Source organism: Martelella limonii (assembly GCF_013344475.1).
GTDB classification, from domain to species: Bacteria; Pseudomonadota; Alphaproteobacteria; order Rhizobiales; family Rhizobiaceae; genus Martelella; species Martelella limonii.
This window is the reverse complement of sequence record NZ_JABUOU010000007.1, coordinates 80,736-103,832: the sequence shown is the minus strand read 5'-3', so window position 1 is coordinate 103,832 and position 23,097 is coordinate 80,736. Positions and strand designations below refer to the sequence as shown.

Sequence of the window (23,097 nt, the reverse complement as noted above, 5' to 3'; positions counted from 1 at the left end):
GCATTTTTTCAATATTGCAGCCGAAAAGCAACCGGAATGCAACCAGTTAACAACTGGTATTATCTTTGTAACTCGAACACGAAATCATAGACGTCGCCGCGATAGCGTGTCTCGCAATATTCGACAACCTCACCATCAGACAGAAAGCACCTGCGCTCCGTGACGAGAAGGGGCGTTGCAGGAGGGCAGTCGAGATGCCGGCAGTCTTCCTGCGAAGCGGGTCTGGCGCGCAGGCGTTGAATGGCCCTTTGCGGCAGAAAGCCGCGCGATTGCAGCGCCTCGTAGAGCGAATCCCCCACCAGCTCGGGCGCGGGAAGGTAGCGCTGCGGCACGCTGGACGTCTCGATCGCAATCGGCTTTCCGTCCGCGGTGCGGACGCGCTTCATCCGCAAAACGGGATCGCCGCCGCCAACGCCCAGCGCCATCATTTCCGACGGCGATGGGCGACTCATCGCCTTCGAGATCCATCTGCATCCGGGTTCCATGCCGCGCGCACGGATGTCTTCGGAAAAGCTGGTAAGCGTTGCCATCGTCTTTTCAACCTTCGAGGCGACTTCCGTCCTGGCGCCGTGGCGCCTTGCCAGCAGTCCGTCCTCCTCAAGCAGTGCAAAGCTCTTGCGCACGGTCACGCGCGAAAGGCCCAGCGCTTCGGCCAGGATGCGCTCTCCCGGCAGTCTTTCGCCGGCGTGGAGGGCGTTCGAAAGGATGATGTGTTCGATCGCGGTTTTCAGCCGCTTGTAAAGCGGCATGTTGGCGGAAAGCCCGGCGAGCTCCCGCCGCAAGTCTTCGACAATGTCGGGCGTGGTCATCTGCAAACCTGAAGATCGAAAAAAATCTCTGGATTTATACTGGTATTATCATTGCGCCGCAAATCAGCGCTGTGCCAGGCCGGATGATGTGCCCCGAAGGCAGGCCTATCCCGCGACGAGAACGGCGTTGAGGTCGACGAGATAGCGGTCGGAGAGGGGAAGGCTGGCCGCGCCGAGCGAGCGCCCGTTCGGTCCGATCGTGCCTTCGCGAAGCTCGGGTTTCTCGATGCCCGGGGCATCGATTTCGCTCAGATATGCGGCCGTTCTTCTGACGATCTCCGCGCGAATGTCGCCGGGCAGCCAGCCGTCGATCAGCACGGTTCCGACATCGACGACCGAACATGCAGCGACGATCGCGATCGCAAGGCTGCTGCAGGTCTCTTCGATCCAGGCCTCCATGATCGCTGCGTCGATCGCCCAGCCATCCGGCTTGCCCCACAGGCTTTCGGTGGATTTTCCGGCTTCGGCAAGCGCCCGTTCCAGCAGCCAGAGCGAGGCCGTGTCCGCGAGTTGCCGGTACCCGCCATCCGTGTGCGCGATCGGGAGCGAGCCGAGCGCGGCGGCATTGCCGGAGCGCCCGGTGTAGAGCCGGTTGTCGATGACAAGGCCGCCGCCGATGAAATAGCCGATGAAGAAATGCAGGAAATCCTGCGGCCGCTCGCCCTTGCCGAAAGCGAGCTCCGCGCCGCAGGCAGCCGAGGCATCGTTCTGCAGGTAAACTGGGAGGCCGAGACTGGCTTCGAGCTCCGCGCGAATGTCACGGGCACGCCACTCGTCCATCTGGCCATCCGGGGCGCCTGCAATGCGCGCCCAGTCCCAGATGCGGAAAGGGATCGCGATGCCAAGCCCGGCCAGCCGGTCCTGCGGAACCGTCGCCCGCATTCTGGCAACCGCCGGCAGGACGAACGCCAGCATGTCATCGAGTCGCGGATAATCATAAACGAGGTGGGCGCTCTCCAGCACATCGCCGATGAAATTAAGAAGAACAATGTCGGCCGAACGGCGACCGATCTTGAGGCCGAAGAAAAAGGCGCCATCCGGTGCAAGTCCCATCGGAACGGATGGCTGGCCGATCCTGCCGCGCACCGGCTCTCCGCGCTTCAGCAGCCCTTCCTGTTCCAGCGAGCGAACGATCACGGCGCTTGTCTGGATCGAGAGCCCGGTGACGCGGGCAATCTCCGCCTTGGCCAACGGTCCGTTGCTGCGGATCGTGGAGAGCACCAGCCGCTCGTTATGGGCGCGTACGCCCGACTGGTTCGATCCTCTCGACGTCGTGAGCTTCCTGAAACTCTTTCCCTGGCCGGCAAAATGCGTCGTCACGTTTAAAGCTCCCTCTTCAGCTCTAGGTGCAGGATAAGCCGCGATTTGTAAATTGGCTACAATAAATAACTCGGAGTGATTTAATATCTTGACAAGCGGCTGCCTTATCGTGCTTCCTGTGTTCATTGCGGTGTTTGCCGCGGTTTGAGCGGGCTTGGGAGAGCCCGCTGGTCAACGGAGGAAAAATCTCATGAAGCTCAATAAAATGGGTTCGAAGGCCCTGTTTTGCGCGACGGCGCTCGGCGTTGCGGTTCTGGCGGCAAATGCCAACGCCGCAGACACCTCGGCCTGCCTGATCACCAAGACGGATACCAATCCCTTCTTCGTCAAGATGAAGGAGGGTGCAGTCGCCAAGGCGCAGGAACTTGGTATCGATCTCAAGACCTTTGCGGGCAAGATCGACGGCGATCACGAAACCCAGGTTCAGGCGGTCGAAACCTGCATCGCCGACGGCGCCAAGGGCATCTTGATCACCCCGTCCGACAGCTCCGCAATCGTTCCTGTGGTCGAGCAGGCCCGCAATGCCGGCATTCTCGTGATCGCACTCGATACGTCGCTGGAGCCGATTGATGCGGCCGACGCCACATTTGCCACCGACAATTTCCGCGCAGGCGAACTGATCGGCGCCTGGGCTGCGGCAAGGCTTGGCGACGAAGCCGCCAATGCCCGCATCGCCATGCTCGATCTCGGCGTCAGCCAGCCCTCCGTCGACGTTATGCGCGACCAGGGCTTCCTGCAGGGTTTCGGGATCGATCTTGCTGATCCAAACCGCTGGGGCGACGAGACTGACGAGCGGATCGTTGGCAATGATGTGACGGCCGGCAATGAAGAAGGCGGCCAGCGCGCCATGGAAAACCTTCTCGCCAAGGATCCGATGATCAACGTCGTCTATACAATCAACGAGCCGGCCGCGGCTGGCGCCTACCAGGCGCTGAAGGCGATTGGCCGTGAAAGCGACGTTCTGATCGTCTCCGTCGATGGCGGATGCCCCGGCGTCCAGAATGTCGCGGATGGCATCATCGGCGCCACGTCGCAGCAATATCCGCTGCTGATGGCTTCGAAAGGCATCGAGGCGATTGCCCAGTTTGCCGCCGACGGCACCAAGCCTGCGCTGACGGAAGGCAAGAACTTCTTCGATACCGGTGTCGCTCTGGTGACCGATCATCCGGTTGACGGCGTGGAGTCGATCACCGCCGAAGAGGGCATGAAGCTCTGCTGGGGCTGATGCCATTGACCTGATCGTTTCGGAGAGGCCGGAAACCGGCCTCTCCCTGATCCCGACAGTCAGGCGCGGGCCGGATGCGCCGATTTTATTTCCGGGACCTATTCAGGAGTGAGCGTGATGCAGGAACCGACCGCGAAGCGGGATGATTACGAATCCGTACTCGGGCAGAGCCCGGCAAAACTCGCGGAATTCGAGCGCGAGCCTGACCGGATGATGGACAAGGTCCAGCATGCCTTGCATCAGACGCCGGCACTGGTGCCGCTGATTGTTCTCATGATGTCGATCGCGGTTTTCGGCGCGCTGCTGGGATCCAAGTTCTTCTCGCCCTTTGCCCTCACCCTGATCCTGCAGCAGGTTCAGATCGTGGGCATCGTCGCGGCGGCACAAAGCCTGGTCATCCTGACGGCGGGCATTGATCTCTCGGTCGGCGCGATCATGGTTCTGAGTTCCGTGATCATGGGGCAGTTCACGTTTCGCTATGGGTTTCCGCCCGCCCTGTCGATCGTCTGCGGCCTTGCCTGCGGCGCGTTGGTAGGCTTCATCAACGGGTTTCTGGTCGCCCGCGTCAAGCTGCCGCCCTTCATCGTTACCCTCGGCATGTGGCAGATCGCGCTGGCGACCAACTTCCTTTATTCTGCCAATGAAACGATCCGCGCCCAGGATATCGAGGCTGCGGCGCCGCTGCTCCAATTTTTCGGCAACAAGTTCTCGCTCGGCGGCGCGGTCTTCACCTATGGCGTTATCTTCATGATCGCGCTGGTGCTGCTGCTTGCCTATGTCCTGCGTCAGACCGCCTGGGGCCGGCATGTCTATGCGGTCGGGGATGATCCAGAAGCGGCCGAACTCGCCGGCGTCAATGTCAAGCGCACGCTGATCTCGGTCTATGTACTCTCCGGCCTGATCTGCGGCTTTGCCGGCTGGGCCCTGATCGGCCGCATCGGCTCGGTGTCGCCCACATCCGGCCAGTTGAGCAATATCGAATCCATCACCGCCGTCGTGATCGGCGGCATCTCACTCTTCGGCGGGCGCGGCTCCGTGCTCGGCACGCTGTTCGGCGCCCTGATCGTCGGCGTCTTTACGCTGGGTCTGCGGCTCATGGGCGCGGATGCCCAATGGACCTACCTGTTGATCGGCCTGCTGATCATCGCCGCCGTTGCTCTCGACCAGTGGATCAGAAAGGTATCACTATGACCGAACCGCTCCTGAAGGCCCGCAACCTCGTCAAGCGCTACGGCAAGGTGACGGCGCTCGATCACTGCGATTTCGACCTGATGCCCGGAGAGATCCTGGCGGTCATCGGCGACAATGGCGCCGGCAAGTCGACGCTGATCAAGGCGATATCCGGCGCCGTTCTGCCGGACTCCGGCGAAATCCACATGGAGGGCAAACGCCTCAACTTCACCTCTCCCAATGATGCCCGCGAAGCCGGCATCGAGACGGTCTACCAGACGCTTGCGATGTCGCCGGCACTGTCGATCGCCGACAACATGTTCATGGGGCGCGAGCTGCGCAAGCCAGGCATCATGGGCAAGTTGTTTCGCCAGCTCGACCGGCCGGAGATGGAGCGCATTGCCCGGCAGAAGCTCAGCGATCTCGGCCTGATGACCATCCAGAACATCAATCAGGCGGTGGAGACCTTGTCCGGCGGACAGCGGCAGGGGGTTGCGGTGGCGCGGGCGGCGGCCTTTGGCTCCAAGGTCATCATTCTCGACGAACCGACCGCCGCGCTCGGCGTCAAGGAATCGCGCCGGGTGCTTGAACTGATCCTCGACGTCAAGGCGCGCGGCATTCCGATCATCCTGATCTCGCACAATATGCCGCATGTCTTCGAGGTGGCCGATCGCATTCACGTCCATCGCCTTGGGCGGCGCCTCTGCGTCGTCAATCCGAAGGATTACACGATGTCGGATGCCGTCGCCTTCATGACCGGCGCCAAGGAACCGCCGGAGCTTGCGGAAGCCTCATAATCCGGCACTGACGAAGCCCGCCCTCTCAAGGCCTCGAACATCTGCGCCGCGTCCTCTAAGGGCGAAGCGCAGATGTTTGCGTTCGTCCGGATGGCGTCCTTGACCCCATGGACTTGACGAAGCTTATCATCTAGATTATACGCTTAATCAGACGTGTTTCTGGAGGATGACCGTTGACCATCAGGCATAGGCGCTCAAGACGTGTGACCCAGAGCGATGTCGCGGCCATGGCCGGCGTTTCGACCGCCGTGGTGTCTGCCGTCATCTCGCCGAAGCCCAACAAGACCATTCGCGTGGGCGAGGACGCCGAAAAGCGGGTCCGCGCCGCCATGGTCGAGCTCGGCTATGCGCCTGATGTCGTCGCCCAGTCGCTGGCGGGCGGTCAGCGCAATATCATCGGCGTCTTTACCTATGAGGCCGTGTTTCCTTCCGATCGGCGGAACTTCTTTTATCCCTTCCTTCTCGGCATTGAGCGGGGAGCGATGAAGCTTGGTCAGGATCTGCTGCTGTTCACCTCATCGACCCTTGAAAAGGGCCGGCGCAGCATCTTCCCGAAAGGCACCAATCGCATGGGCATCGCCGATGGCGCGATCCTTCTCGGGGCTTCGCAGGACAAGGATGATCTCAAGCGGCTTTGCGACACCGGCTTTCCCTTCGTCACGATCGGACGGCGTGAAATCGAGGGCGGCCAGATCAGCTGGGTCGCGCCGGACTATGAAAACGCCGTGAGCGACGTCGTCGCCCGATGCCGCACAATGGGGCATCGGGCGATGATGCTGATCGGCGAAGAGGATGTTCGGGAGCAGAACCAGGACCGCGAGCGCGGCTTCGTCGACCGGGAGCATGGCGACCTGAACCTGTTCGTCGACAGGATAGCGCCTGAAAGGATCAATCCGGCATGGATCCGCGCGCTCTTTGAAAACGGGGTGACGGTGGTTCTTGCCGAGACCTTCGCGCATGCGGTGGCGCTTGAGCGTGAACTGGCAGCGCTCGGACTTTCAATTCCTGATGACATTTCCGTCGTCGCACTCGCCGCGCCCCTGTTTGACGAGGCCGAGGGGGAGCGCTGGACCCGCATTTCCATTCCCAGAGAGGAAATGGGCGAGCGGGCGGTAGAGACCTTGATCGCGATTGTGCGCGAGCCGGGAAAGATGCCTGACAATATCATGCAGCCACTGGGCTATGTCCCGGGCGAGACGCTGAAAGCAATCTGAATCCGATCTGAAACGGGAGGTAATGAAAGATCATGTCAACACAACTGATTAAGCGGTTAATCATCGCATCGGCCCTCACAGGGTCATTCGCTTCGGCAGCCTGTGCCGAAGATTTGCGGTTCACGGTGTGGACCGGAAGCGAGGCGCATCTTGCCATGCTGAACGGCATCGCCGAAGGCTTTGCCGAGACCCATCCGGACGTCACGGTACAGTTCGATACCATCCCGTTCGGCGATTATGTGCAGAAGCTGACGCTTCAGCTCGCCGGCGGCAATCCGCCGGATCTCGGCTGGCTGCTCGAAAGCTCGGCGCCTGCCTTCGTCAATGCGGGCGTTCTGGAAGACGTTTCCGATACGCTTGCCGCGGCGGACGACTATAATTATGCCGACTTTTCCGAGCCGGCGATGGGGCTTTGGACCAAGGGTGATGCGGTTTACGGCGTTCCGTTCTCGACCTCGCCCTTCCTGATCTACTTCAACGCATCGCTCTACGAGGCTGCGGGCCTTGAAACTCCGGCCGAACGCGCTGCAGACGGCACCTGGACGTGGGAACAGCTGAAGGCTGACGCCGCCGCCCTCAAGGATGCCGATGCCGGAATTTGGGGGTATGAAACGGTCGATGGCCAGGGATACGGTGCGCGCGTGATGCACAACCTGATGCCGATCGTGCGTTCTTATGGCGGTGATGCCTGGACGGACGGATCGTGCATGCTCGACAGCCCGGAATCCGTTGCAGCCGTCAAGCTCTTCCACGATATGGTCTATGCCGACAAATCGACCGTGCCGCCTGGCGAGCAGGGCGACTTCTTCTCCGGCAATGCTGCCCTGACGATGACGCAGATCTCGCGCGTTTCCAAGCTTGCGGACGTCGATTTCGACTGGGGCTTCGCGCCCTTGCCCTCCGGTCCTGCCGGTGACGCCTCGACGGTCGGACAGGCCGCCGTTGTTGCCTTCGCGCAGGGCAAGAACAAGGAACTGGCGGCGGAATTCCTCGCCTACATGACCAATGCCGACAATGTCGCCAGAATGGCCGAGTTCTTCCCGCCTGCGCGCAAGTCGGTACTGGAAAGCGAGGCCTTCCTTTCGAGCAATCCGGCGGTGACGCCGGAGCAGATGGAGATCGTCGCGGCCGGGATCGAGAGCGGATCAGTTCTGCCGAGCCATGAGCGCTACCCGCAGATCGAGGCGGCGTCGCGGCCCGATTTTGATGCGCTCTGGGCCGCGGATGCGGATGTCCCGGCAGTGCTCGCCAAGCTCTGCGACGATATCGATCCGTTGCTGAAGTAAGACCGGTGCCCCGGCGGTCTGGTGCAAGGCCGCCGGTCACCACCCCATTCGTATCTCGCGCGCATAAAGGAAGCGATGATGTCCGCTCTCCGTCCGGGACTGACGCTCAGGACCCGCGAAGCGATCGCCGGCTGGCTGTTTGTCAGCCCGATCCTGACCGGGTTCCTGATCTTCTTCGTCGGCCCGCTGATCGCCGTCTTTTATTATTCCACCACGGAGTGGAACCTGCTGTCCCAGCAATCCCGTTTCGTGGGCATGGAAAACTATGTCGATGCGCTGACGCGGAACGACACGTTCTGGCACGTGCTCGGCAACTCGCTGGTGTTTGCGGCCGGGCTCGTCCCGCTCAACATGGCGCTGGCGCTCGGGCTGGCGATCGCGCTGTCGCGTCCCTTCAGGGGCGTCGTCATCTTCCGCACGATGTTCTTTGCCCCCGTCATCACCTCGGCCGTGGCCTGGGCGATCATATGGACGTTTCTGCTGCAGCACGAAAGCGGCGCCGTCAACCAGGCGCTCTCAGTGATCGGCATCGACGGGCCGAACTGGCTGCATGAGCCGCGATGGGCGATGGCATCGGTGATCGTGACCCGTGTTCTGAAGACAGTCGGCCTCAACATGATCCTCTATATCGCGGCGCTGCAATCGATACCGCGCGACTATGAGGAAGCGGCGAGGCTCGAGGGCGCCACCAGCTGGGACATTTTCCGCCGCATCACCTGGCCGCTGCTTGCCCCGACCACGCTCGTCATCATGGTCATCACGGTGGTCGGGTCGCTGAAGGTGTTCGACCATATCTATCTGATGACCGGGGGCGGCCCGCAGAATGCCACTCTGGTGCTCGCCTTCTACATCTACGAGCAGGGCTTCAAGTTCTTCAATACCGGCTATGCCTCGGCGCTCGCCGTCGTGCTGTTCGTGCTGATCCTGGCGCTGACCATCCTGCAGATGCTTTTGAAGGCGGTGCGCAAATGAATTATCGACTTCAACAGAAGATCAGCCGGATCTGCTGGATCGTGGGCCTTTCGGCTCTGGCCATTCCCTTTGTGTTTCCGTTCATCTGGATGGTGTCCGGAGCGCTCAAGGGGCAGGCGGACGTGTTTTCCTCGGCATCGCTGATCCCGGCGACGGCCCACTGGTCGAACTTTTCTGAGGTCTTCGCCTATCAGCCGTTTGCCCGGCAATATTTCAACTCGCTTTATATCGCCGTGCTCGTGACCGGGCTGACGCTGTTCATCTCGTCGCTCGCCGGCTATGCGCTGGCAAGGCTGCGCTTTGCCGGAAGCGCCCTTGTCCTGCTTCTGCTGATTTCGGCGCTGATGATGCCCGAGGAAGTCACCATCGTTCCGAACTTCTTCCTGATGAAGTATCTGGGTCTGATGAACACCCATATGCCGCTGATCCTGCTGCCGGTTTTCGGCTCGCAGGGCGTGATGGCAACCTTCCTCATGCGCCAGTATTTCATGGCCTTGCCGAAGGAGCTGGAAGAGGCCGGCCGCATGGATGGGCTCACGCGTTTCGGCGTCTATTTCAAGGTGGCGCTGCCTTTGTCAAAGCCCGCGCTTTCCGCGGTCGGCATCATCACGTTCCTGTTCTCCTGGAACCTCTTTCTCGAGCCGCTGGTCTTCGTGAACGACATCAAGCTGTTCACCCTGCCGCTCGCACTCGCCAACTTTACCGACACCTACGGTTTGCCGCTCTGGCACCTGCAGCTTGCAGCCACGGCGGTTGCCGTCATTCCCATGCTCATCGTCTACATTCTGGCCCAGCGCCAGATCGTCGAAAGTTTTGCCTTGTCAGGCGTGAAAGGATAAGAAAATGAAAGAACTGACCAGCGATATCGTCATCATCGGTGGCGGTCTCGGCGGCGTTGCTGCGGCCCTTGCGGCCCTCAAGCTCGGGCGCAGCGTCATCCTGACAGAGGAATTCAAGTGGCTGGGTGGCCAGTTGACGACGCAGGCCGTTCCGCCGGACGAAAACCCGTGGATCGAAAGCGACGGATCAACCGCAAGCTACCGCCAGCTGCGGGCCGAAATCCGCGATTATTACCGCCGCAATTATCCGCTGACAGACGAGGCGCGCGCCGACGACAACCTCAATCCGGGAAGCGGCAATGTTTCGCCGATCTGTGCAGAGCCGCGCGCGGGCGTTGCTGCCATCGACGCGCTCCTCGCTCCGTGGTTTGCGACCGACCGGCTCACCATCCTGATGTCGGCAAAGCCAATTGCCGCCGAAACCGATGGCGACCGCTTTACCTCGGTCACAGTGCGATCCTTCGAATATGGCGATGTTGTCCTGACGGGCCGCTATTTCATCGACGCGACGGAGCTTGGCGATCTGCTGGAACTCGGCAATGTCGAGCATGTCATCGGCGCGGAAAGCCAGGCCGAGACGGGAGAGCCTGCCGCGCTGGCGGGGGGCGCCAACCCGCTTGACCAGCAGGCGGTCAGCTGGTGCTTCGCGATGAGCTATCATCCGGATGAAGACCATACGATCGAGCGACCGCGCGACTACGACATCTGGCGCGATTTCAAGCTCGACTTCTGGCCTGATCGGCAGCTGTCCTTCGTCGGCCCCAACCCGGTGACGCTGGAACCGGACAACCGCCCGCTCTTTGCCGGCGACAGCGATCAGAAATTTGCCGCCGATAACTGGCACTACCGCCGGATCTTCTACCGCCGGCACCATGTCGGCAACCGCTATGCCTCTGACGTCTGCCTCGTCAACTGGCCGCAGATCGATTATTGCGGCGGGCCGCTTGTCGGCGTTCCGGCAGAAGAAGCAGAGCGGCATCTGGAGGGCGCGCGGCAATTGTCGCTGTCGATGCTTTACTGGATGCAGACCGAGGCGCCGCGCCATGACGGTGGCTATGGCTATCAAGGTCTGAAGCCTGCGGGCGCGGTGATGGGTACGCTCGATGGGCTCACGATCGCGCCCTATATCCGCGAAAGCCGCCGGATCAAGGCGCTGTTCACGGTCACGGAAAACCATGTCGGCATCGATGCCCGCAAGGGCCTGACGGGCGCCGAGCAGTTTGCGGATTCGGTCGGTGTCGGTTCCTACCGCATCGACCTTCACCCCTCCACGGCACCCCGCAACTATGTCGATATCGCCAACTGGCCGTTCCAGATCCCGCTTGGCAGCCTGATCCCCGAGCGGGTCACCAATATGCTTCCGGCCTGCAAGAACATTGGCACCACCCATCTGACCAATGGCTGCTACCGTCTGCATCCTGTGGAATGGAACATCGGCGAAAGCGTCGGGGCGCTTGCGGCCTACTGCCTCAACAACGACATCAGCCCGCGCGGCGTGCGCGAAACGGCAGAACGGCTTGCGGATTTCCAGGGGATCCTGACCAGCCGTTTTGACGTTCCGCTCGCATGGCCGCAGCATATCCGTGAAACGCCGAGGCTCGAACTGTTCGGGCGCGTGGAGTAAGAGGCATGGCCAGGCTCGAACTTAAAGATATCCGCAAATCCTACGGGGCCGCCGAGGTCATCAAGGGCATCGACCTCGTGATCGAAGACGGCACGTTTTGCGTCTTCGTCGGTCCTTCCGGTTGCGGCAAGTCGACGCTCTTGCGCATGATCGCCGGCCTTGAGGACATCTCCGGCGGAACGCTCGAAATCGGCGGCCAGAGGATGAATGATATCGCGCCCGCGAGGCGCGGTGTCGCCATGGTGTTCCAATCCTATGCGCTTTATCCGCACCTGACGGTGAAGGAGAACATTGCCTTCGGCCTGAGGGTGAGAAAGGTGCCGGCCGAGCGGATCGAGACGCTTGTCGGCAATGCCGTCAGCATGCTGCAGCTAGACACGCTCACCGGGCGTTACCCGCGCGAGCTCTCCGGCGGCCAGCGCCAGCGCGTGGCGATCGGCCGCGCCATCGTCGGCGAGCCGGAGACCTTCCTGTTCGACGAGCCGCTGTCGAACCTCGATGCCGAACTCAGGGTGCACATGCGCACCCAGATCGCAGAGCTGCACGAACGTTTGAAGCGCACCATGATCTACGTGACCCACGACCAGGTCGAGGCGATGACGCTTGCCGACAAGATCGTCCTGCTGCGCGATGGCCGGATTGAACAGGTCGGGACGCCGCAGGATCTCTATGAACGCCCGCAGAACCTGTTTGCCGCTCAGTTCATCGGCGCGCCGAAAATGAACATCTTCGAGCTCACCGGCCCGTTCGAGGCCTTGCGCGCTGCGCTTCAGCTCGACCGTGACGCCCGCTATTGCGGCATTCGTCCGGACAGCCTGATGATCATGCCGGAGGGCGAGGGGGTTCTGTCGGCAAGGGTCAGGCTGACGGAGTATCTCGGCAACGCGCGGCTCGTCCATGCCGAGATCGACGGGCACCCGCCGGTGATACTGGAGCAGCCGGTAGGAAGCACATTTGCCGCCGGCACCCGCATCGCCCTTGGCGCCCAACCGTCGAGCGTCCACGCCTTCAGAGAGGACGGTACCCGTATCGGATAAAAAAGCGAGATCGCAACCGGATTGAAACGCGCCTCGGAGACAGGCAAGGCCTGCCATACCCTCTCACGGGCGTCCGTCTTCTGATTGCGCGCTACACGACCACATTGCGCGGTTTGCCGGCGGCGAAGGCGTCGATGTTGTCCATCAGCTGGTCGGCGAGGGCCTGGATTGCCTCGCGGCTGGCCCAGGCGACGTGGGGCGTCACGATCACGTTGTCGCGTCTTGCGATGCGGTGGATGATATGGTCTGCGCCGGGCGGTTCGGCGGTTGCGACATCGAAGCCGGCGCCGCGGATCAGGCCCGCTTCCAATGCGCGCTCCAGCGCGTCCTCGTCCACCAGTCCGCCGCGCGCGGTGTTGATCAGCAATGGCGTCTGGCCCATCTGCGCGAATTCGGCGTCGGAAATCATGTTGCGCGTTGAAGGCGTCAGCGGGCAGTGCAGCGTGATGATGTCGCTGGTGCGCAGCACGGTCTCGAAGGGCGTGTAGAGCGATCCGATGTGTTCTGCACCCTTGTGGCCCGAAAAGACGATATCCATGCCGAAGCCGCGGGCGATGGCGGCAACGCTCTGGCCGAGCGCGCCGCTGCCGATGATGCCCAGCCGCTTTCCGGCAAGGTCGGCGATCGGATAGTCGAAATAGCTGAACGAGGCGGCTTCCTCCCAGCGGCCCGCGATCACCGAACGGCGATAGGGGATGAGGCTGCGCTGCAAGGCGAGGATCAGCGCGAAGGTGTGTTCCGGCACGGTGTTCTTCGCGTAGCCGCGAATATTGCTGACGGTGATCCCGGCCTCTGCGCAAGCCTTGGTGTCGACGATGTCGTAACCCGTTGCCGAAATCGCGATCATCTTGAGCCGTTTTGCGCCGGCAATGGCGGCTGCACGGACCGGCACCTTGTTGGTGATGACGATATCGGCATCGGTGATCCGCTCCGCCACGGCCTCCGGCGGCGTCTTGTCGAAGCTTTCGAAATCGGCGTCGAAGCCCGGTGCGCGCAGAACGGTTTCAGGCGACAGCGTGGACCGGTCGAGGAAGACAATTTTCATGCGGCTCATCAGAAGGATATTCCAGGTTCTAAGGCACAGCCGATGAGCGGCATTCGCCTTATGCGCGAAATCGGAGCACGCACTAGGTGATGCGGTGCAGGCTTTGTCAAGCGCACTCGTCCCCCGTCGCGTACGCCATAAGCAGGTGGATACAGGGACGGCGGAGCATGCCTTTCTAGAGGATGATCTGCTTCAGGAATTCGACCGCTTCCATGCCCTTCAGGCTGCGCGCCCACAACCGTTCGGTCATGCTGGCATGGAGCGAAACCGCTTCCGGGGCAGCCGAGATCGAGGCGACGCCGATGCGGATGTTGGGGAGTGCGCCGAGCCTGAACGGGCTGGTTGCCAGCGTCCGGCGGGTGCCGTTGCGGAAGATCTGGAAGCTCGATCCCGGGATCGAATCGACCACCAGCCCGACCTGCACGCCGATCGGCTGATCGCGCAGCATCCGCAGGATGTTTTCGATCTCGTGACGGGCGATATCCTTGCGCTCTGCCACATCGACATTCTTCAGTCCGTAGGCGCCGATCAGGCCGATGCGGGCGAACTGTTCAAGCTCGGCTGCAGAAACGAGGCTGAGAATGGACGGGCGGTGTTCGCGGAAGGCCTCCTTGCGCTGCCGCAGGATACCCGTCAGCACCTTGATCTCTTCGAGCGATTTCTCTCTGAACGGGGCGTCTTCCGGAACGCTTTCTTCGAGCACCTGCTGAAGATACTGGTCGTATTCGTCGGTCGTCAGCAGGTAGGAGACGGGACCGAACAGGACATGGATCTGTTCGACCTTTTCTTCCAGCTGGCGCATGCGTTCGAAGAAGCCGACGGCATTGGCGATATATTCCGTGCCGATGCCCATGAGGTTTGGCAACGTCACGCCCAGGCGGTCGGCGATCATCACCAGCGTGTCGACTTTCGGCGTCGCGCCTGCCTCGTAGCGATAGATTGCGGCGCGCGAGATGCCGATCTGATTGGCGAGGTCTTCCGGGGTGAGGCCAGCGCCGATGCGAAAGGCTTTGAGGCGCTGACCGATTTCGCGTATTGAAAGTTCCGTGTCGCTCATGTCCCCTCCGCGAAAATCGGTAAATCATGATAAAGATACACGAATTTCATTGCGGTGAAAGGGAATTCTCAATTATGAGAATTTTCTTGACATGGAGATTGCGGGGTCCTTAAATGCTCCCTTCTCGCCACGCCATGAGCTATAAGGGGAACGCTTCACATGCTCAAACTTTTCGCACAGTCGCTTGCAGCCACAGCACTCATCGGAGTGCTTTTCGCCAGCTCCGTAAACGCCGCAGAATACGTTGCCAAGATCGGTCATCTGGAATCTGCTGCCCAGAGCCGGAATGTCTATCTTGAGAAGGTGGCGGAGCTCGTCAACGAGCGCACCAATGGCGAGGTCGAGTTCCAGATCTTCCCGGCCGGCCAGCTCGGCACCCAGCGCGAAATGACGGAAGGCGTGCAGCTTGGCACGCTCGAGGCGACCGTAGCGCCCGCAGCCTTCCTTGGCGGTTTCGATCCCGCGATCTCTATCCTCGATATTCCCTACCTGCTGCCGGCAGACGATGCCGAAGCGGTTGATCTGACCAGCGGTCCTTTCGGCGAAGCGCTCTGCGACAGCTTCAACGAGAAGGGCGTGACCTGCATCGGTCTGTGGCCGAACGGCCGCAAGAGCTTTACCTCCAACAAGCCGATCGCCTCGATCGACGATTTCGCCAGCCAGAAATTCCGCGTGATGGATTCCAAGATCCTGGTGGAACAGTTCAAGGCGCTTGGTGCGCAGGCGAACCCGATCCCCTTCGGCGAACTTTATACCTCGCTGCAGACCGGCGTGGTTGACGGCGAGGAGAACCCGCTCGACACCATCAAGAACATGAAGTTCTACGAGGTGCAGAAATATCTCCTCGTCTCCGATCACGGCGCCATGGAAGACGTGATCCTGTTCAACCCGGCCTTCTGGTCGAGCCTGCCGGAAGAGTATCAGACGACGATTACGGAGACCTTCCAGGAAGTTGTGCCGGACCTTTTGGCGCACAAGAAGGCGGCCGTCGACGCAGCGCTTGAAACCATCAAGGAAAACGGCGTCGAGGTGACGGTTGCGACCGACGCCCAGAAAGCAGAGCTGCGCGACATCACCTATCCGGCCGCCAAGGCTGCCTATATCGCCCAGACCGGCGAGCAGGGCGAAGACCTGATCGAGCTTTACGAAGCCGAATATGCGAAAGTGACCGGAAACTAAGCCTTTTCATCACCATGCAAGCACCGGCCCCTGGGCCGGTGCTGTCGTTTCTGAACCCGCATCGCTTCTCCCGCCGCCGCAAGGCCTGCATTCTCTGGAGATTGTCCATGACCGCCGTCAACGTGCTGCGCCTGGCTGAACGCATCGTGATCGTGACCATCTTCATTCTGATGGTCTGCTTCTATTTCGCCAGCGTGCTGATGCGGGAGTTCGGCGGCACCATAGCGTCCGATTTCGGCTGGCTGGAAGAGGTGGTCTCGCTTCTCAATATCTATCTGGTCTTCCTGACCGCAGGCCTTGCGCTGGAGCGCGGCCGCCAGGTCAGCATCAATTCCTTCCGGGATGGGATCGCGGCACGGACAGGCCTGCCGCTTCGCCGGATCATCGATCTGACCGGGTTCCTCGTGTCGGTTTACCTTGTCTGGCTCGGCTGGAAACTCTGCAGCTTCGTTCTCGCCATGGGGCAGAAGAACCCGACGCTCGAGATCTCCACGGTCTGGCTTTATCTCGCGCCGACGGTCGGCTTCGGGCTGCTTGCCCTGCGCTTCCTGTTGAGCGGTTTTGGAATGTATGACCGGTTTGAAAACGCGGTAGGAGAACACTGACATGATCTGGCTCGTTCTCATCGCCGTTCTCACCCTTGCTCTGCTGATCTCGGGTTTCGAAATGTTCCTGGTGCTGGCCGTGCCGGCGCTGCTGGTCAAGCTCGTGTTCTACGGAAAATTGCCGGATCCGGTGATCGTGCAGAAGGTCGTCGGCGGCATCGACCATGAAACGCTGCTGGCCATTCCCTTCTTCATCCTCGCCGCCGAACTGATGGGGCAGGGCGAGATTGCCGGGCGCCTGACGGGGCTCATCAAGGTGTTCCTCGGCCACCTGCGGGGCGGCTTCGGCTATACCACGATCGGTGGTTCAATGGCCTTCGGCTCGGTCTCCGGCTCGGCGCCCGCCACCGTCGCCGCCATGGCCAACATGGCCTATCCGGAAATGCGCAAGGCCGGTTTCAGCGAGCGTTTCTCGCTCGGCCTGATCGTCTCCAGCGCCGAGACGGCACTGCTCATTCCGCCCTCGATCACCTTCATCGTCTATGGCTGGATGACCGGCACCTCGATTGCCAAGCTGTTCATCGGGGGGCTGAGCGTCGGGATCGTGCTGGCGCTGACCTTTGCGGTTCTGGTCGCGATCGAAAGCCGGCGGAAGGGCCTGCCGCGCGGGGCCCGGGCCACCTGGCCGGAGCGCTTCGAGGCGATCCGCAGGTCCGGCTGGGCGGTCGGCATGCCGGTCATCATTCTCGGCGGCATCTATAGCGGGATCTTCACGCCCACGGAAGCGGCCGCCGCCAGCGTCGTTTACGCCGTTTTTGTCGAAAGCATCGTGTTCCGCACGCTGTCCTGGTCGGGTTTCTTCAACCTGGTCGAGCGCGCCGCGATCTCGACGTCGATCATCTTCATCCTGCTCGCCGTCGGCAGCCTGCTTGCCTATTTCATCACGCTGGCGCAGGTCCCGGTCGCGATCACCGCCTTTCTGGCCGAGAACAATACCGGGCCGATCATGTTCCTGATCGCGGTCAATCTCCTGTTCCTGATTGCCGGCATGTTCATCGATCCGAATTCGGCGCTGCTGATCCTGATCCCGCCGCTGTTCCCGGCGGCCGTGGCGCTCGGCATCGATCCCGTCCATCTCGGCATGATCGTGACGCTCAACATCAGCCTCGGCATGATCACGCCGCCCTTCGGTCTCGACATTTTCGTGGCGGCCTCTACGCTTTCGAAACCGGTCACGACCATCATTTCCGGCATCACGCCGTTCATCATCGCCAATTTCGTGGCGCTGCTGATCGTGACCTATATCCCTGAAATCTCGCTGTTTCTGCCGAACCTGCTCTATCGCTGAGCGGGTGCGGCAGATCGCAATAAGTATAATATTGTGCCTGTGGTCTCAAAAATGAGAATTTTGTTGACAGAAGAGACGCTTCGCCATAGCCTCTCTTTTTAACTCCTGTAGCAAAGGAGCCTGTCATGGCAGACCTGACACGAACGACCCGATCGCGCCGCGCTGATTAGCCGCCCGCGCCTGATCTCCAAGCCTTAAAACCAGATTGTCTGAACACTGCCTCCCGCGGTGTCGTCTCCCGTTTCTTGAGCACGCCATGTCTAAGATCGTTGAAATCGCTGAACATAAGCCCATTCCCCTGATCCGCGAGGCGATCTGCACGGTGCGTGAAAATACGCCCGTGAACAGCCAGTACCGCCATCTCGTTCTCGACGCGCCGGCGGAAATTCTGGATTGCCAGCCGGGCCAGTTCTTCCATCTGCTCTGCCGCAGCCCGTCCGCGCCCGGACCGTTCTTCCGCCGTCCGATGAGCATTTACGGCTTCGATGCCGGCGCGGGCACGCTGTCGTTTCTCTACAAGGTGGCGGGCGAAGGTACCGGGGTTCTCGCAACGCTTGCTGCAGGCGATCCGCTCAGCGTCGTCGGGCCGCTCGGCATCGGTTTCACCATCCCGGACACCATGCGCCATCCGCTGCTGGTGGCCCGCGGCGTCGGCCTTGCAACGCTCGCGCCGCTTGCGCTGGCCCTGCGCGAACGTGGCCTCAAGGCGACGGCGATCTGCAGTGCGCGGTCTGCCGAATTCCTGATGTCGGTGTCGCTGTTCCGGTCCTGGGGTCTGGAGGTGATCACGATCAGCGATGACGAGGGCAGTTCCAGCGTTGAAAACCTGCGTGAGGTTGTGGAAGGCCTGATGACGGGGGAGGGCGTTGACGGTGTCTATACCTGTGGCTCGAAGCGCATCACCCGGCTTCTCAAGGCGCTTTGCGCGCGCCACGAGATCTTTGGCGAGGTCGCGCTCGAACAGCACATGGCCTGCGGGGTCGGCGTCTGCCAGGCCTGCGTTTTGCCGTTCGAGCGCGACGGCGTGCGCGAAGACTTGAGGGTCTGCCGCGACGGGCCTGTCTTCAACCTTCAGGAGGTCGTATGATGGCGGATCTCACCACACGCGTCGGCTCCATGACGCTCAAAAACCCGATCATGCCGGCATCCGGCACCTTCGGGCTTGAAATGGCGGAGGTGTTCGACCTCGATTGCCTCGGCGCACTGGTGCTGAAGACGGTGACGCCGCATCTGCGCAGCGGTAACCCCGTGCCGCGCGTCTGCGAGCTTGAGGGCGGCATGCTGAACTCGATCGGCATCCCCTCCAAGGGCGGTCAGTATCTGATCGAAAACACGCTGCCGAAATTTGCGCCCTACAGCGCGCCCGTGGTTGTCAGCATCTCGGCCGACAGCGCCGAGGCTTTCGCGGAATTCGCCGAAAGCCTCTCGGCCACAAATATCGACGCCATCGAGGCCAATATCTCTTGCCCCAATATCGAGGATGACGGCAAGGCCTTCGCCATGAGCGCTGAGGCGACTTTCAAAGTGATTTCGGCGATCCGCCGGGCCACGCATCTGCCGCTCTGGGCGAAGCTATCGCCCAATGTCGGAGCGCCTGCCGATATTGCGCGCGCCGCCGAAGATGCCGGCGCCGATGCGCTCGTCACCACCAACACCATGCTGGGGATGGCCGTTGATGTGCGCACCAGAGCCTTCAAGCTCGGCAATATCATGGGCGGCCTGTCGGGCCCGGCGCTGAAGCCGATCGCGCTGCGGGTGACCTATCAGTGCGCGCGGGCGGTTTCGATCCCGGTGATTGGCTGCGGCGGCATTTCGAGCGCGACGGATATCATGGAGTATCTGATCGCCGGCGCCACGGCCGTTCAGGTTGGAACCGCGAACTTCATCGATCCGTCGATCATGCCGAAGCTTGTCACCGCGCTCGCCGATGCGCTGGACGCCGAAGGCATTGCGCGGTCTGAAGATCTCGTCGGCGCTGCAATTTCGGGCGACAGGGAGATCGCCCGCGTGGAGGAAATCGCATGACACATCACCAGGGCCGGCTCGCGCCCGAAATCATTTGCGCGGAGTTCGAAACGCTGGCCGCGACGCTTTTCGATGCGGTGGCGCGGCTCAGCCCGGCACCTGCTGGGGTCAACCGACCGGCCTTTTCCGAACGGGAAACCGAGGTGCTCGCCTATCTGAAGGGCGTTGCCGAAGCCGAGGGGCTTTCAACTGCCTATGATGCCGGCTGCAACCTTCTGATCAGCCTGCCGGAACATCAAGACGCGGAACAGTACTGCCTGATCGGCTCGCATGCCGACAGCATTGACCAGGGCGGCAATTTCGATGGCCTTGCGGGCGTGGTTGCGGGCCTTCTCTCCCTGATCGCGGCGCGGCGCGGTCTCGTCCGCCCGTTCGTCAAGCCGGTGCGGGTGATTGCGATGCGCGGCGAGGAGAGTGCCTGGTTCGGCCCATGCTATATCGGCTCGAAGGCGCTTCTCGGACGGCTGACGCCGGAAGAGCTTGCGGCCGCCCACAAGGCCGATGGCCGTCCGCTTGCCGAGCATATGCAATCAGTCGGAATCGATATCGAAAAGGTGCGTGCCGGCACGCCGCTGATGCGGGCGGAAGAGATCCTGCAATATCTCGAAGTTCATATCGAACAGGGTCCGGTTCTGGTCGAGCGCGGTCTGCCCGTGGCGGTCGTGACCGGCATTCGCGGGAATTTCCGCTACAAGTCGATCGCCTGCTTTGGCGAAAGCGGCCATTCCGGCGCCGTTCCCAAGGCCTACCGCCACGACCCGGTGCTGGCGATGGCGGACCTGATGGCCCATCTCGACGCTGCCTGGCAGGAAGCGCTCGATGGGGGCTCCGATCTGGTGGTGACCAGCGGCGTCGTGTCCACCAATGGCGCGACCCACGCCATGTCGCGCATTCCCGATGCGGTTCATTTCAGCCTCGACGTGCGCTCCGACGATGTGCAGGTTCTCGAGCGCTTTCACGCGCTGCTGCTCAGCGAAATCGCCCGCATCGAGGCGGCGCGCAAGGTGAGGTTCGAACTGGGCGATCCGCTGAGAACAGAGCCTGCCGCGCTCTCGGGTCCGCTTGCGCAGGCGCTCGCACACGCCGGCAGGGAAGCCGGCCTCGATCCGCCGCTGATGGTATCCGGCGGCGGGCATGATGCGGCGGTTTTTGCCGGAAAGGGGATTCCCAGCGGCATGATTTTCGTGCGAAACGATCATGGCTCGCACAATCCGGATGAAGCCATGGAGATTGGCGACCTTCTATGCGCGGTCGCATTGCTGTGTCATTACCTTGGCAAGACTGCAGAATTCGATAAGACCGAAGAGATCGAAAACAGACAAGAGGAAGCCTCAGTGTTCAAGGATATTCCCGCACTCGTGATTGAAAACAAGGTTGCCGTGAAGGCTTTCGGCAAGGCTGCGCATCAGGCATTCCGTCAGGCAGAGGCAGAGCCGGAAAAGGCTGCGGGCTATCTGCTGCTCGGGATCGTGGCCGCAGACTTCGCCGACGACAATTACGAAACGCCGATGCTTCACCGCGCGGGCGAGGAATGCCTCCGGGAAATGCAGGGATATGCCGAGACGCTGGAAAAGGTCTATGCGGAAGGTTCGAGCGAGGAAAAGCTGGCAGCGCTTTCCGACATCGCCCGCGCCATCGCCGTTCGCCGCAACAGCTGAAATCGCGCGCCCGCCGAGGCGGCGCTAGGGTCTTGTCTGCTCGATCTTCCGGTTCCTGCCCTGAGCGCCGCCAGGGGCCAGCTTGCGCCAAAGGGACGGTGGCTTTCATCTTTCCGCCGGAACAAGGCAGGGTGTTTGCGTGTTAGCCTTGCCTGGGCCCGCGTGCGGGCTGCTTGAAGGAGTGAATGAACCATGGCGCATTATACCTATCACATCGGACAGCATGACGGCGGCTGGGCCTACCGCCTTGGCGATGTCTGGTCCGAACCCTTTCCCGACCACGCGACGGCGCTTGCGACGGCAAAGAAAGTGGCGCTGCGCCAGCATGTCGAAGGCGAGACTGCGGAGATCATGTATGAAACCGCAGACGGCGAGTGGAAGACTGAGCATATCGACCGAAGCGAAAAGCCGGATGTCGCCGTGAAGGACGTCTGACATTTTGCAGATGGCGAGGGCGCGCTGCGCCATCGCCTGATCCTGGCGCGCCCGGAATTCAGCAGAAATGGACGTGCCATCACGGCGCGGTCACGAAGCCCTTTGACGACCCAAGCCTCAAGGCAAAGCGCAGGCGGCCCGCAAGCCGTCATCGTCAGGCGCGCCCCCAGCATCCAGCGCCCTTGCTCTTTCCCTTTACACGACTGGTCCGCCGCATGGCGGATTTTCGCCTTTTTTCCCGCATTTTTGCCGCCTCACGCACGTTCTTTTGCATTGCCGATTTTTTGGGGTTCCTGAACTTGACCGGTTTATTACTAACTGGTAGGTAATGTGCACGTTGATGGGAGGAATACCAATGGCTGATACCAATCGTATCGGGATCATCATGCACGGCGTCACGGGCCGCATGGGAATGAACCAGCATCTGATCCGTTCGGTGCTTGCAATCCGCGATCAGGGCGGATTGCGCATGAAGGACGGTTCGATCGCGATGCCGGACCCGATCATTGTCGGGCGCAATGGCGCCAAGATCGAAGAGCTTGCCCGGCGCCACGGCGTCGAGCGCTACACCACCGATCTCGATGCAGCCCTTGCCGATCCCCATAACATCATCTTCTTCGATGCCGCCTCCACCAAGCTGCGCCCGACTCTTCTGAGAAAAGCGATCGATGCCGGCAAGCATGTCTATTCCGAAAAGCCGGTTTCCGAAGGCCTGGAAGAGGCGGTGGCGATTGCCCGCTACGCCAAGGAAAAGGGCGTCAAGAACGGCATCGTGCACGACAAGCTCGATCTTCCCGGCCTTCTGAAGCTGAAGCGCCTGCGCGACACCGGCTTCTTCGGCAAGATCCTCTCCGTCAAGGGCGAGTTCGGCTACTGGGTCTTCACCGGCGAGGACCTGCCTGCGCAGCGGCCGAGCTGGAACTATCGCGCCGAGGATGGCGGCGGCATGGTGTCCGACATGCTGTGCCACTGGCGCTATGTGCTCGACAATGTGGTCGCACCGGTGAAAGCCGTCTCCTGCACCACCGCAACCCATATCCCGACCCGCCTCGATGAACAGGGCAAGGAATACAAGGCGACTGCCGACGATGCCGCCTATGCGACCTTCGAGCTCGAGGGCGACATCATCGCCCATATCAATTCGAGCTGGTGCACCCGCGTCCGTCGCGACGACCTGGTTACCTTCCAGATCGACGGAACCCATGGCTCGGCCGTCGCCGGTCTGCACAAATGCGTGAGCCAGCATCGCGCCAACACGCCGAAGCCCGTCTGGAACCCGGATGAGCCGCAGAAGATGGACTTCTTCGAAGACTGGCAGGAAGTGCCGGACAATGCGGTCTACGACAATGGCTTCAAGGTGCAGTGGGAGCAGTTCCTGCGCCACGTCCTGGAGGATGGTCCGTGGGCCTATACGTTGGCGGAAGGCGCCAAGGGCGTCCAGCTGGCCGAAGCCGGCTACACCAGCGCGCGCGAACGGCGCTGGGTCGATATCGGGGATCTGGGGATCTGATG

The 23,097-nt window shown here is 61.5% G+C and carries 21 protein-coding genes; 17 read left to right on the top strand and 4 right to left on the bottom strand.

The features are described 5' to 3' along the window. Positions 1-59: 59 nt before the first annotated feature. Complete coding sequence (locus tag HPQ62_RS14920) at positions 60-809, bottom strand: GntR family transcriptional regulator (protein ID WP_174803366.1); 750 nt, start codon at positions 807-809, stop codon at positions 60-62. 105 nt (positions 810-914) lie between these two features. After that, complete coding sequence (locus HPQ62_RS14915; RefSeq protein ID WP_342343717.1) at positions 915-2,129, bottom strand: ROK family transcriptional regulator; 1,215 nt, start codon at positions 2,127-2,129, stop codon at positions 915-917. 190 nt (positions 2,130-2,319) lie between these two features. On the opposite strand from HPQ62_RS14915, the gene HPQ62_RS14910 reads away from it, so the two are divergent. From HPQ62_RS14910 to HPQ62_RS14870, 9 genes are all read left to right on the top strand, one after another. Continuing rightward, positions 2,320-3,354 carry a sugar ABC transporter substrate-binding protein gene (locus HPQ62_RS14910; RefSeq protein WP_244629709.1) on the top strand — a complete coding sequence of 345 codons (1,035 nt, stop codon included), beginning with the start codon at positions 2,320-2,322 and terminating at the stop codon, positions 3,352-3,354. Between the two features lie 117 nt (positions 3,355-3,471). Next, entirely contained in the window at positions 3,472-4,545 is a 1,074-nt protein-coding gene (locus HPQ62_RS14905) for an ABC transporter permease (protein ID WP_174803364.1), read from the top strand. Beyond that, the gene (locus HPQ62_RS14900) at positions 4,542-5,321 is read left to right on the top strand and encodes an ATP-binding cassette domain-containing protein (protein WP_174803363.1); all 780 of its coding nucleotides are present in this window, start codon (positions 4,542-4,544) and stop codon (positions 5,319-5,321) included. Before HPQ62_RS14905 ends, HPQ62_RS14900 begins: the two co-directional genes overlap by 4 nt. A gap of 173 nt (positions 5,322-5,494) precedes the next feature. Continuing rightward, positions 5,495-6,535, top strand: a complete 1,041-nt coding sequence (locus HPQ62_RS14895; RefSeq protein WP_174803362.1) for a LacI family DNA-binding transcriptional regulator — start codon at positions 5,495-5,497, stop codon at positions 6,533-6,535. Positions 6,536-6,690: 155 nt separating this feature from the next. Next, the gene (locus HPQ62_RS14890; RefSeq protein ID WP_244629708.1) at positions 6,691-7,821 is read left to right on the top strand and encodes an ABC transporter substrate-binding protein; all 1,131 of its coding nucleotides are present in this window, start codon (positions 6,691-6,693) and stop codon (positions 7,819-7,821) included. A 75-nt stretch (positions 7,822-7,896) separates the two neighbouring features. Continuing rightward, positions 7,897-8,793 carry a carbohydrate ABC transporter permease gene (locus tag HPQ62_RS14885; RefSeq protein ID WP_194246356.1) on the top strand — a complete coding sequence of 299 codons (897 nt, stop codon included), beginning with the start codon at positions 7,897-7,899 and terminating at the stop codon, positions 8,791-8,793. Next, a complete protein-coding gene (locus HPQ62_RS14880; protein WP_174803360.1) occupies positions 8,790-9,632 on the top strand; it encodes a carbohydrate ABC transporter permease in 843 nt (280 codons plus the stop codon). The genes HPQ62_RS14885 and HPQ62_RS14880 overlap by 4 nt, the downstream gene beginning before the upstream one ends. A 4-nt stretch (positions 9,633-9,636) precedes the next feature. After that, positions 9,637-11,256 carry an FAD-dependent oxidoreductase gene (locus tag HPQ62_RS14875; protein WP_174803359.1) on the top strand — a complete coding sequence of 540 codons (1,620 nt, stop codon included), beginning with the start codon at positions 9,637-9,639 and terminating at the stop codon, positions 11,254-11,256. A 5-nt stretch (positions 11,257-11,261) separates the two neighbouring features. After that, positions 11,262-12,293 carry an ABC transporter ATP-binding protein gene (locus HPQ62_RS14870; RefSeq protein ID WP_174803358.1) on the top strand — a complete coding sequence of 344 codons (1,032 nt, stop codon included), beginning with the start codon at positions 11,262-11,264 and terminating at the stop codon, positions 12,291-12,293. 91 nt (positions 12,294-12,384) lie between these two features. On the opposite strand, the gene HPQ62_RS14865 is transcribed toward HPQ62_RS14870, so the two are convergent. Together HPQ62_RS14865 and HPQ62_RS14860 are read right to left on the bottom strand one after the other, a co-directional pair. Then, on the bottom strand, positions 12,385-13,338 hold the full coding sequence (locus HPQ62_RS14865; protein WP_174803467.1) for a D-2-hydroxyacid dehydrogenase: 954 nt from the start codon (positions 13,336-13,338) through the stop codon (positions 12,385-12,387). 175 nt (positions 13,339-13,513) lie between these two features. Continuing rightward, complete coding sequence (locus tag HPQ62_RS14860; protein WP_174803357.1) at positions 13,514-14,395, bottom strand: helix-turn-helix domain-containing protein; 882 nt, start codon at positions 14,393-14,395, stop codon at positions 13,514-13,516. 159 nt (positions 14,396-14,554) lie between these two features. Between HPQ62_RS14860 and HPQ62_RS14855 the strand changes: the two genes are divergently transcribed. From HPQ62_RS14855 to HPQ62_RS14820, 8 genes are all read left to right on the top strand, one after another. Next, a complete protein-coding gene (locus HPQ62_RS14855; protein WP_174803356.1) occupies positions 14,555-15,574 on the top strand; it encodes a TRAP transporter substrate-binding protein in 1,020 nt (339 codons plus the stop codon). 107 nt (positions 15,575-15,681) lie between these two features. Further along, a complete protein-coding gene (locus tag HPQ62_RS14850) occupies positions 15,682-16,179 on the top strand; it encodes a TRAP transporter small permease (RefSeq protein ID WP_174803355.1) in 498 nt (165 codons plus the stop codon). Between the two features lies 1 nt (position 16,180). After that, positions 16,181-17,467, top strand: a complete 1,287-nt coding sequence (locus tag HPQ62_RS14845; protein ID WP_174803354.1) for a TRAP transporter large permease — start codon at positions 16,181-16,183, stop codon at positions 17,465-17,467. A gap of 256 nt (positions 17,468-17,723) precedes the next feature. Further along, complete coding sequence (locus HPQ62_RS14840) at positions 17,724-18,554, top strand: dihydroorotate dehydrogenase electron transfer subunit (RefSeq protein WP_174803353.1); 831 nt, start codon at positions 17,724-17,726, stop codon at positions 18,552-18,554. Continuing rightward, complete coding sequence (locus HPQ62_RS14835; RefSeq protein WP_174803352.1) at positions 18,554-19,492, top strand: dihydroorotate dehydrogenase; 939 nt, start codon at positions 18,554-18,556, stop codon at positions 19,490-19,492. The genes HPQ62_RS14840 and HPQ62_RS14835 overlap by 1 nt, the downstream gene beginning before the upstream one ends. Continuing rightward, positions 19,489-21,150: a Zn-dependent hydrolase gene (locus HPQ62_RS14830; RefSeq protein WP_174803351.1), complete on the top strand. Its 1,662-nt coding sequence runs from the start codon at positions 19,489-19,491 to the stop codon at positions 21,148-21,150. The genes HPQ62_RS14835 and HPQ62_RS14830 overlap by 4 nt, the downstream gene beginning before the upstream one ends. A gap of 192 nt (positions 21,151-21,342) precedes the next feature. Further along, entirely contained in the window at positions 21,343-21,585 is a 243-nt protein-coding gene (locus HPQ62_RS14825; protein WP_174803350.1) for a DUF2188 domain-containing protein, read from the top strand. Between the two features lie 355 nt (positions 21,586-21,940). Further along, entirely contained in the window at positions 21,941-23,095 is a 1,155-nt protein-coding gene (locus tag HPQ62_RS14820) for a Gfo/Idh/MocA family protein (RefSeq protein ID WP_174803349.1), read from the top strand. The last annotated feature ends 2 nt before the right edge of the window (positions 23,096-23,097 follow it).

Coding starts and splice junctions, on each gene's coding strand:
- HPQ62_RS14920 (WP_174803366.1), bottom strand. CDS start 809: ATGACCACGCCCGACATTGTCGAAGACTTGCGGCGGGAGCTCGCCGGG.
- HPQ62_RS14910 (WP_244629709.1), top strand. CDS start 2,320: ATGAAGCTCAATAAAATGGGTTCGAAGGCCCTGTTTTGCGCGACGGCG.
- HPQ62_RS14905 (WP_174803364.1), top strand. CDS start 3,472: ATGCAGGAACCGACCGCGAAGCGGGATGATTACGAATCCGTACTCGGG.
- HPQ62_RS14900 (WP_174803363.1), top strand. CDS start 4,542: ATGACCGAACCGCTCCTGAAGGCCCGCAACCTCGTCAAGCGCTACGGC.
- HPQ62_RS14890 (WP_244629708.1), top strand. CDS start 6,691: ATGCTGAACGGCATCGCCGAAGGCTTTGCCGAGACCCATCCGGACGTC.
- HPQ62_RS14885 (WP_194246356.1), top strand. CDS start 7,897: ATGATGTCCGCTCTCCGTCCGGGACTGACGCTCAGGACCCGCGAAGCG.
- HPQ62_RS14880 (WP_174803360.1), top strand. CDS start 8,790: ATGAATTATCGACTTCAACAGAAGATCAGCCGGATCTGCTGGATCGTG.
- HPQ62_RS14875 (WP_174803359.1), top strand. CDS start 9,637: ATGAAAGAACTGACCAGCGATATCGTCATCATCGGTGGCGGTCTCGGC.
- HPQ62_RS14870 (WP_174803358.1), top strand. CDS start 11,262: ATGGCCAGGCTCGAACTTAAAGATATCCGCAAATCCTACGGGGCCGCC.
- HPQ62_RS14865 (WP_174803467.1), bottom strand. CDS start 13,338: ATGAAAATTGTCTTCCTCGACCGGTCCACGCTGTCGCCTGAAACCGTT.
- HPQ62_RS14860 (WP_174803357.1), bottom strand. CDS start 14,395: ATGAGCGACACGGAACTTTCAATACGCGAAATCGGTCAGCGCCTCAAA.
- HPQ62_RS14855 (WP_174803356.1), top strand. CDS start 14,555: ATGCTCAAACTTTTCGCACAGTCGCTTGCAGCCACAGCACTCATCGGA.
- HPQ62_RS14850 (WP_174803355.1), top strand. CDS start 15,682: ATGACCGCCGTCAACGTGCTGCGCCTGGCTGAACGCATCGTGATCGTG.
- HPQ62_RS14845 (WP_174803354.1), top strand. CDS start 16,181: ATGATCTGGCTCGTTCTCATCGCCGTTCTCACCCTTGCTCTGCTGATC.
- HPQ62_RS14840 (WP_174803353.1), top strand. CDS start 17,724: ATGTCTAAGATCGTTGAAATCGCTGAACATAAGCCCATTCCCCTGATC.
- HPQ62_RS14835 (WP_174803352.1), top strand. CDS start 18,554: ATGGCGGATCTCACCACACGCGTCGGCTCCATGACGCTCAAAAACCCG.
- HPQ62_RS14830 (WP_174803351.1), top strand. CDS start 19,489: ATGACACATCACCAGGGCCGGCTCGCGCCCGAAATCATTTGCGCGGAG.
- HPQ62_RS14825 (WP_174803350.1), top strand. CDS start 21,343: ATGGCGCATTATACCTATCACATCGGACAGCATGACGGCGGCTGGGCC.
- HPQ62_RS14820 (WP_174803349.1), top strand. CDS start 21,941: ATGGCTGATACCAATCGTATCGGGATCATCATGCACGGCGTCACGGGC.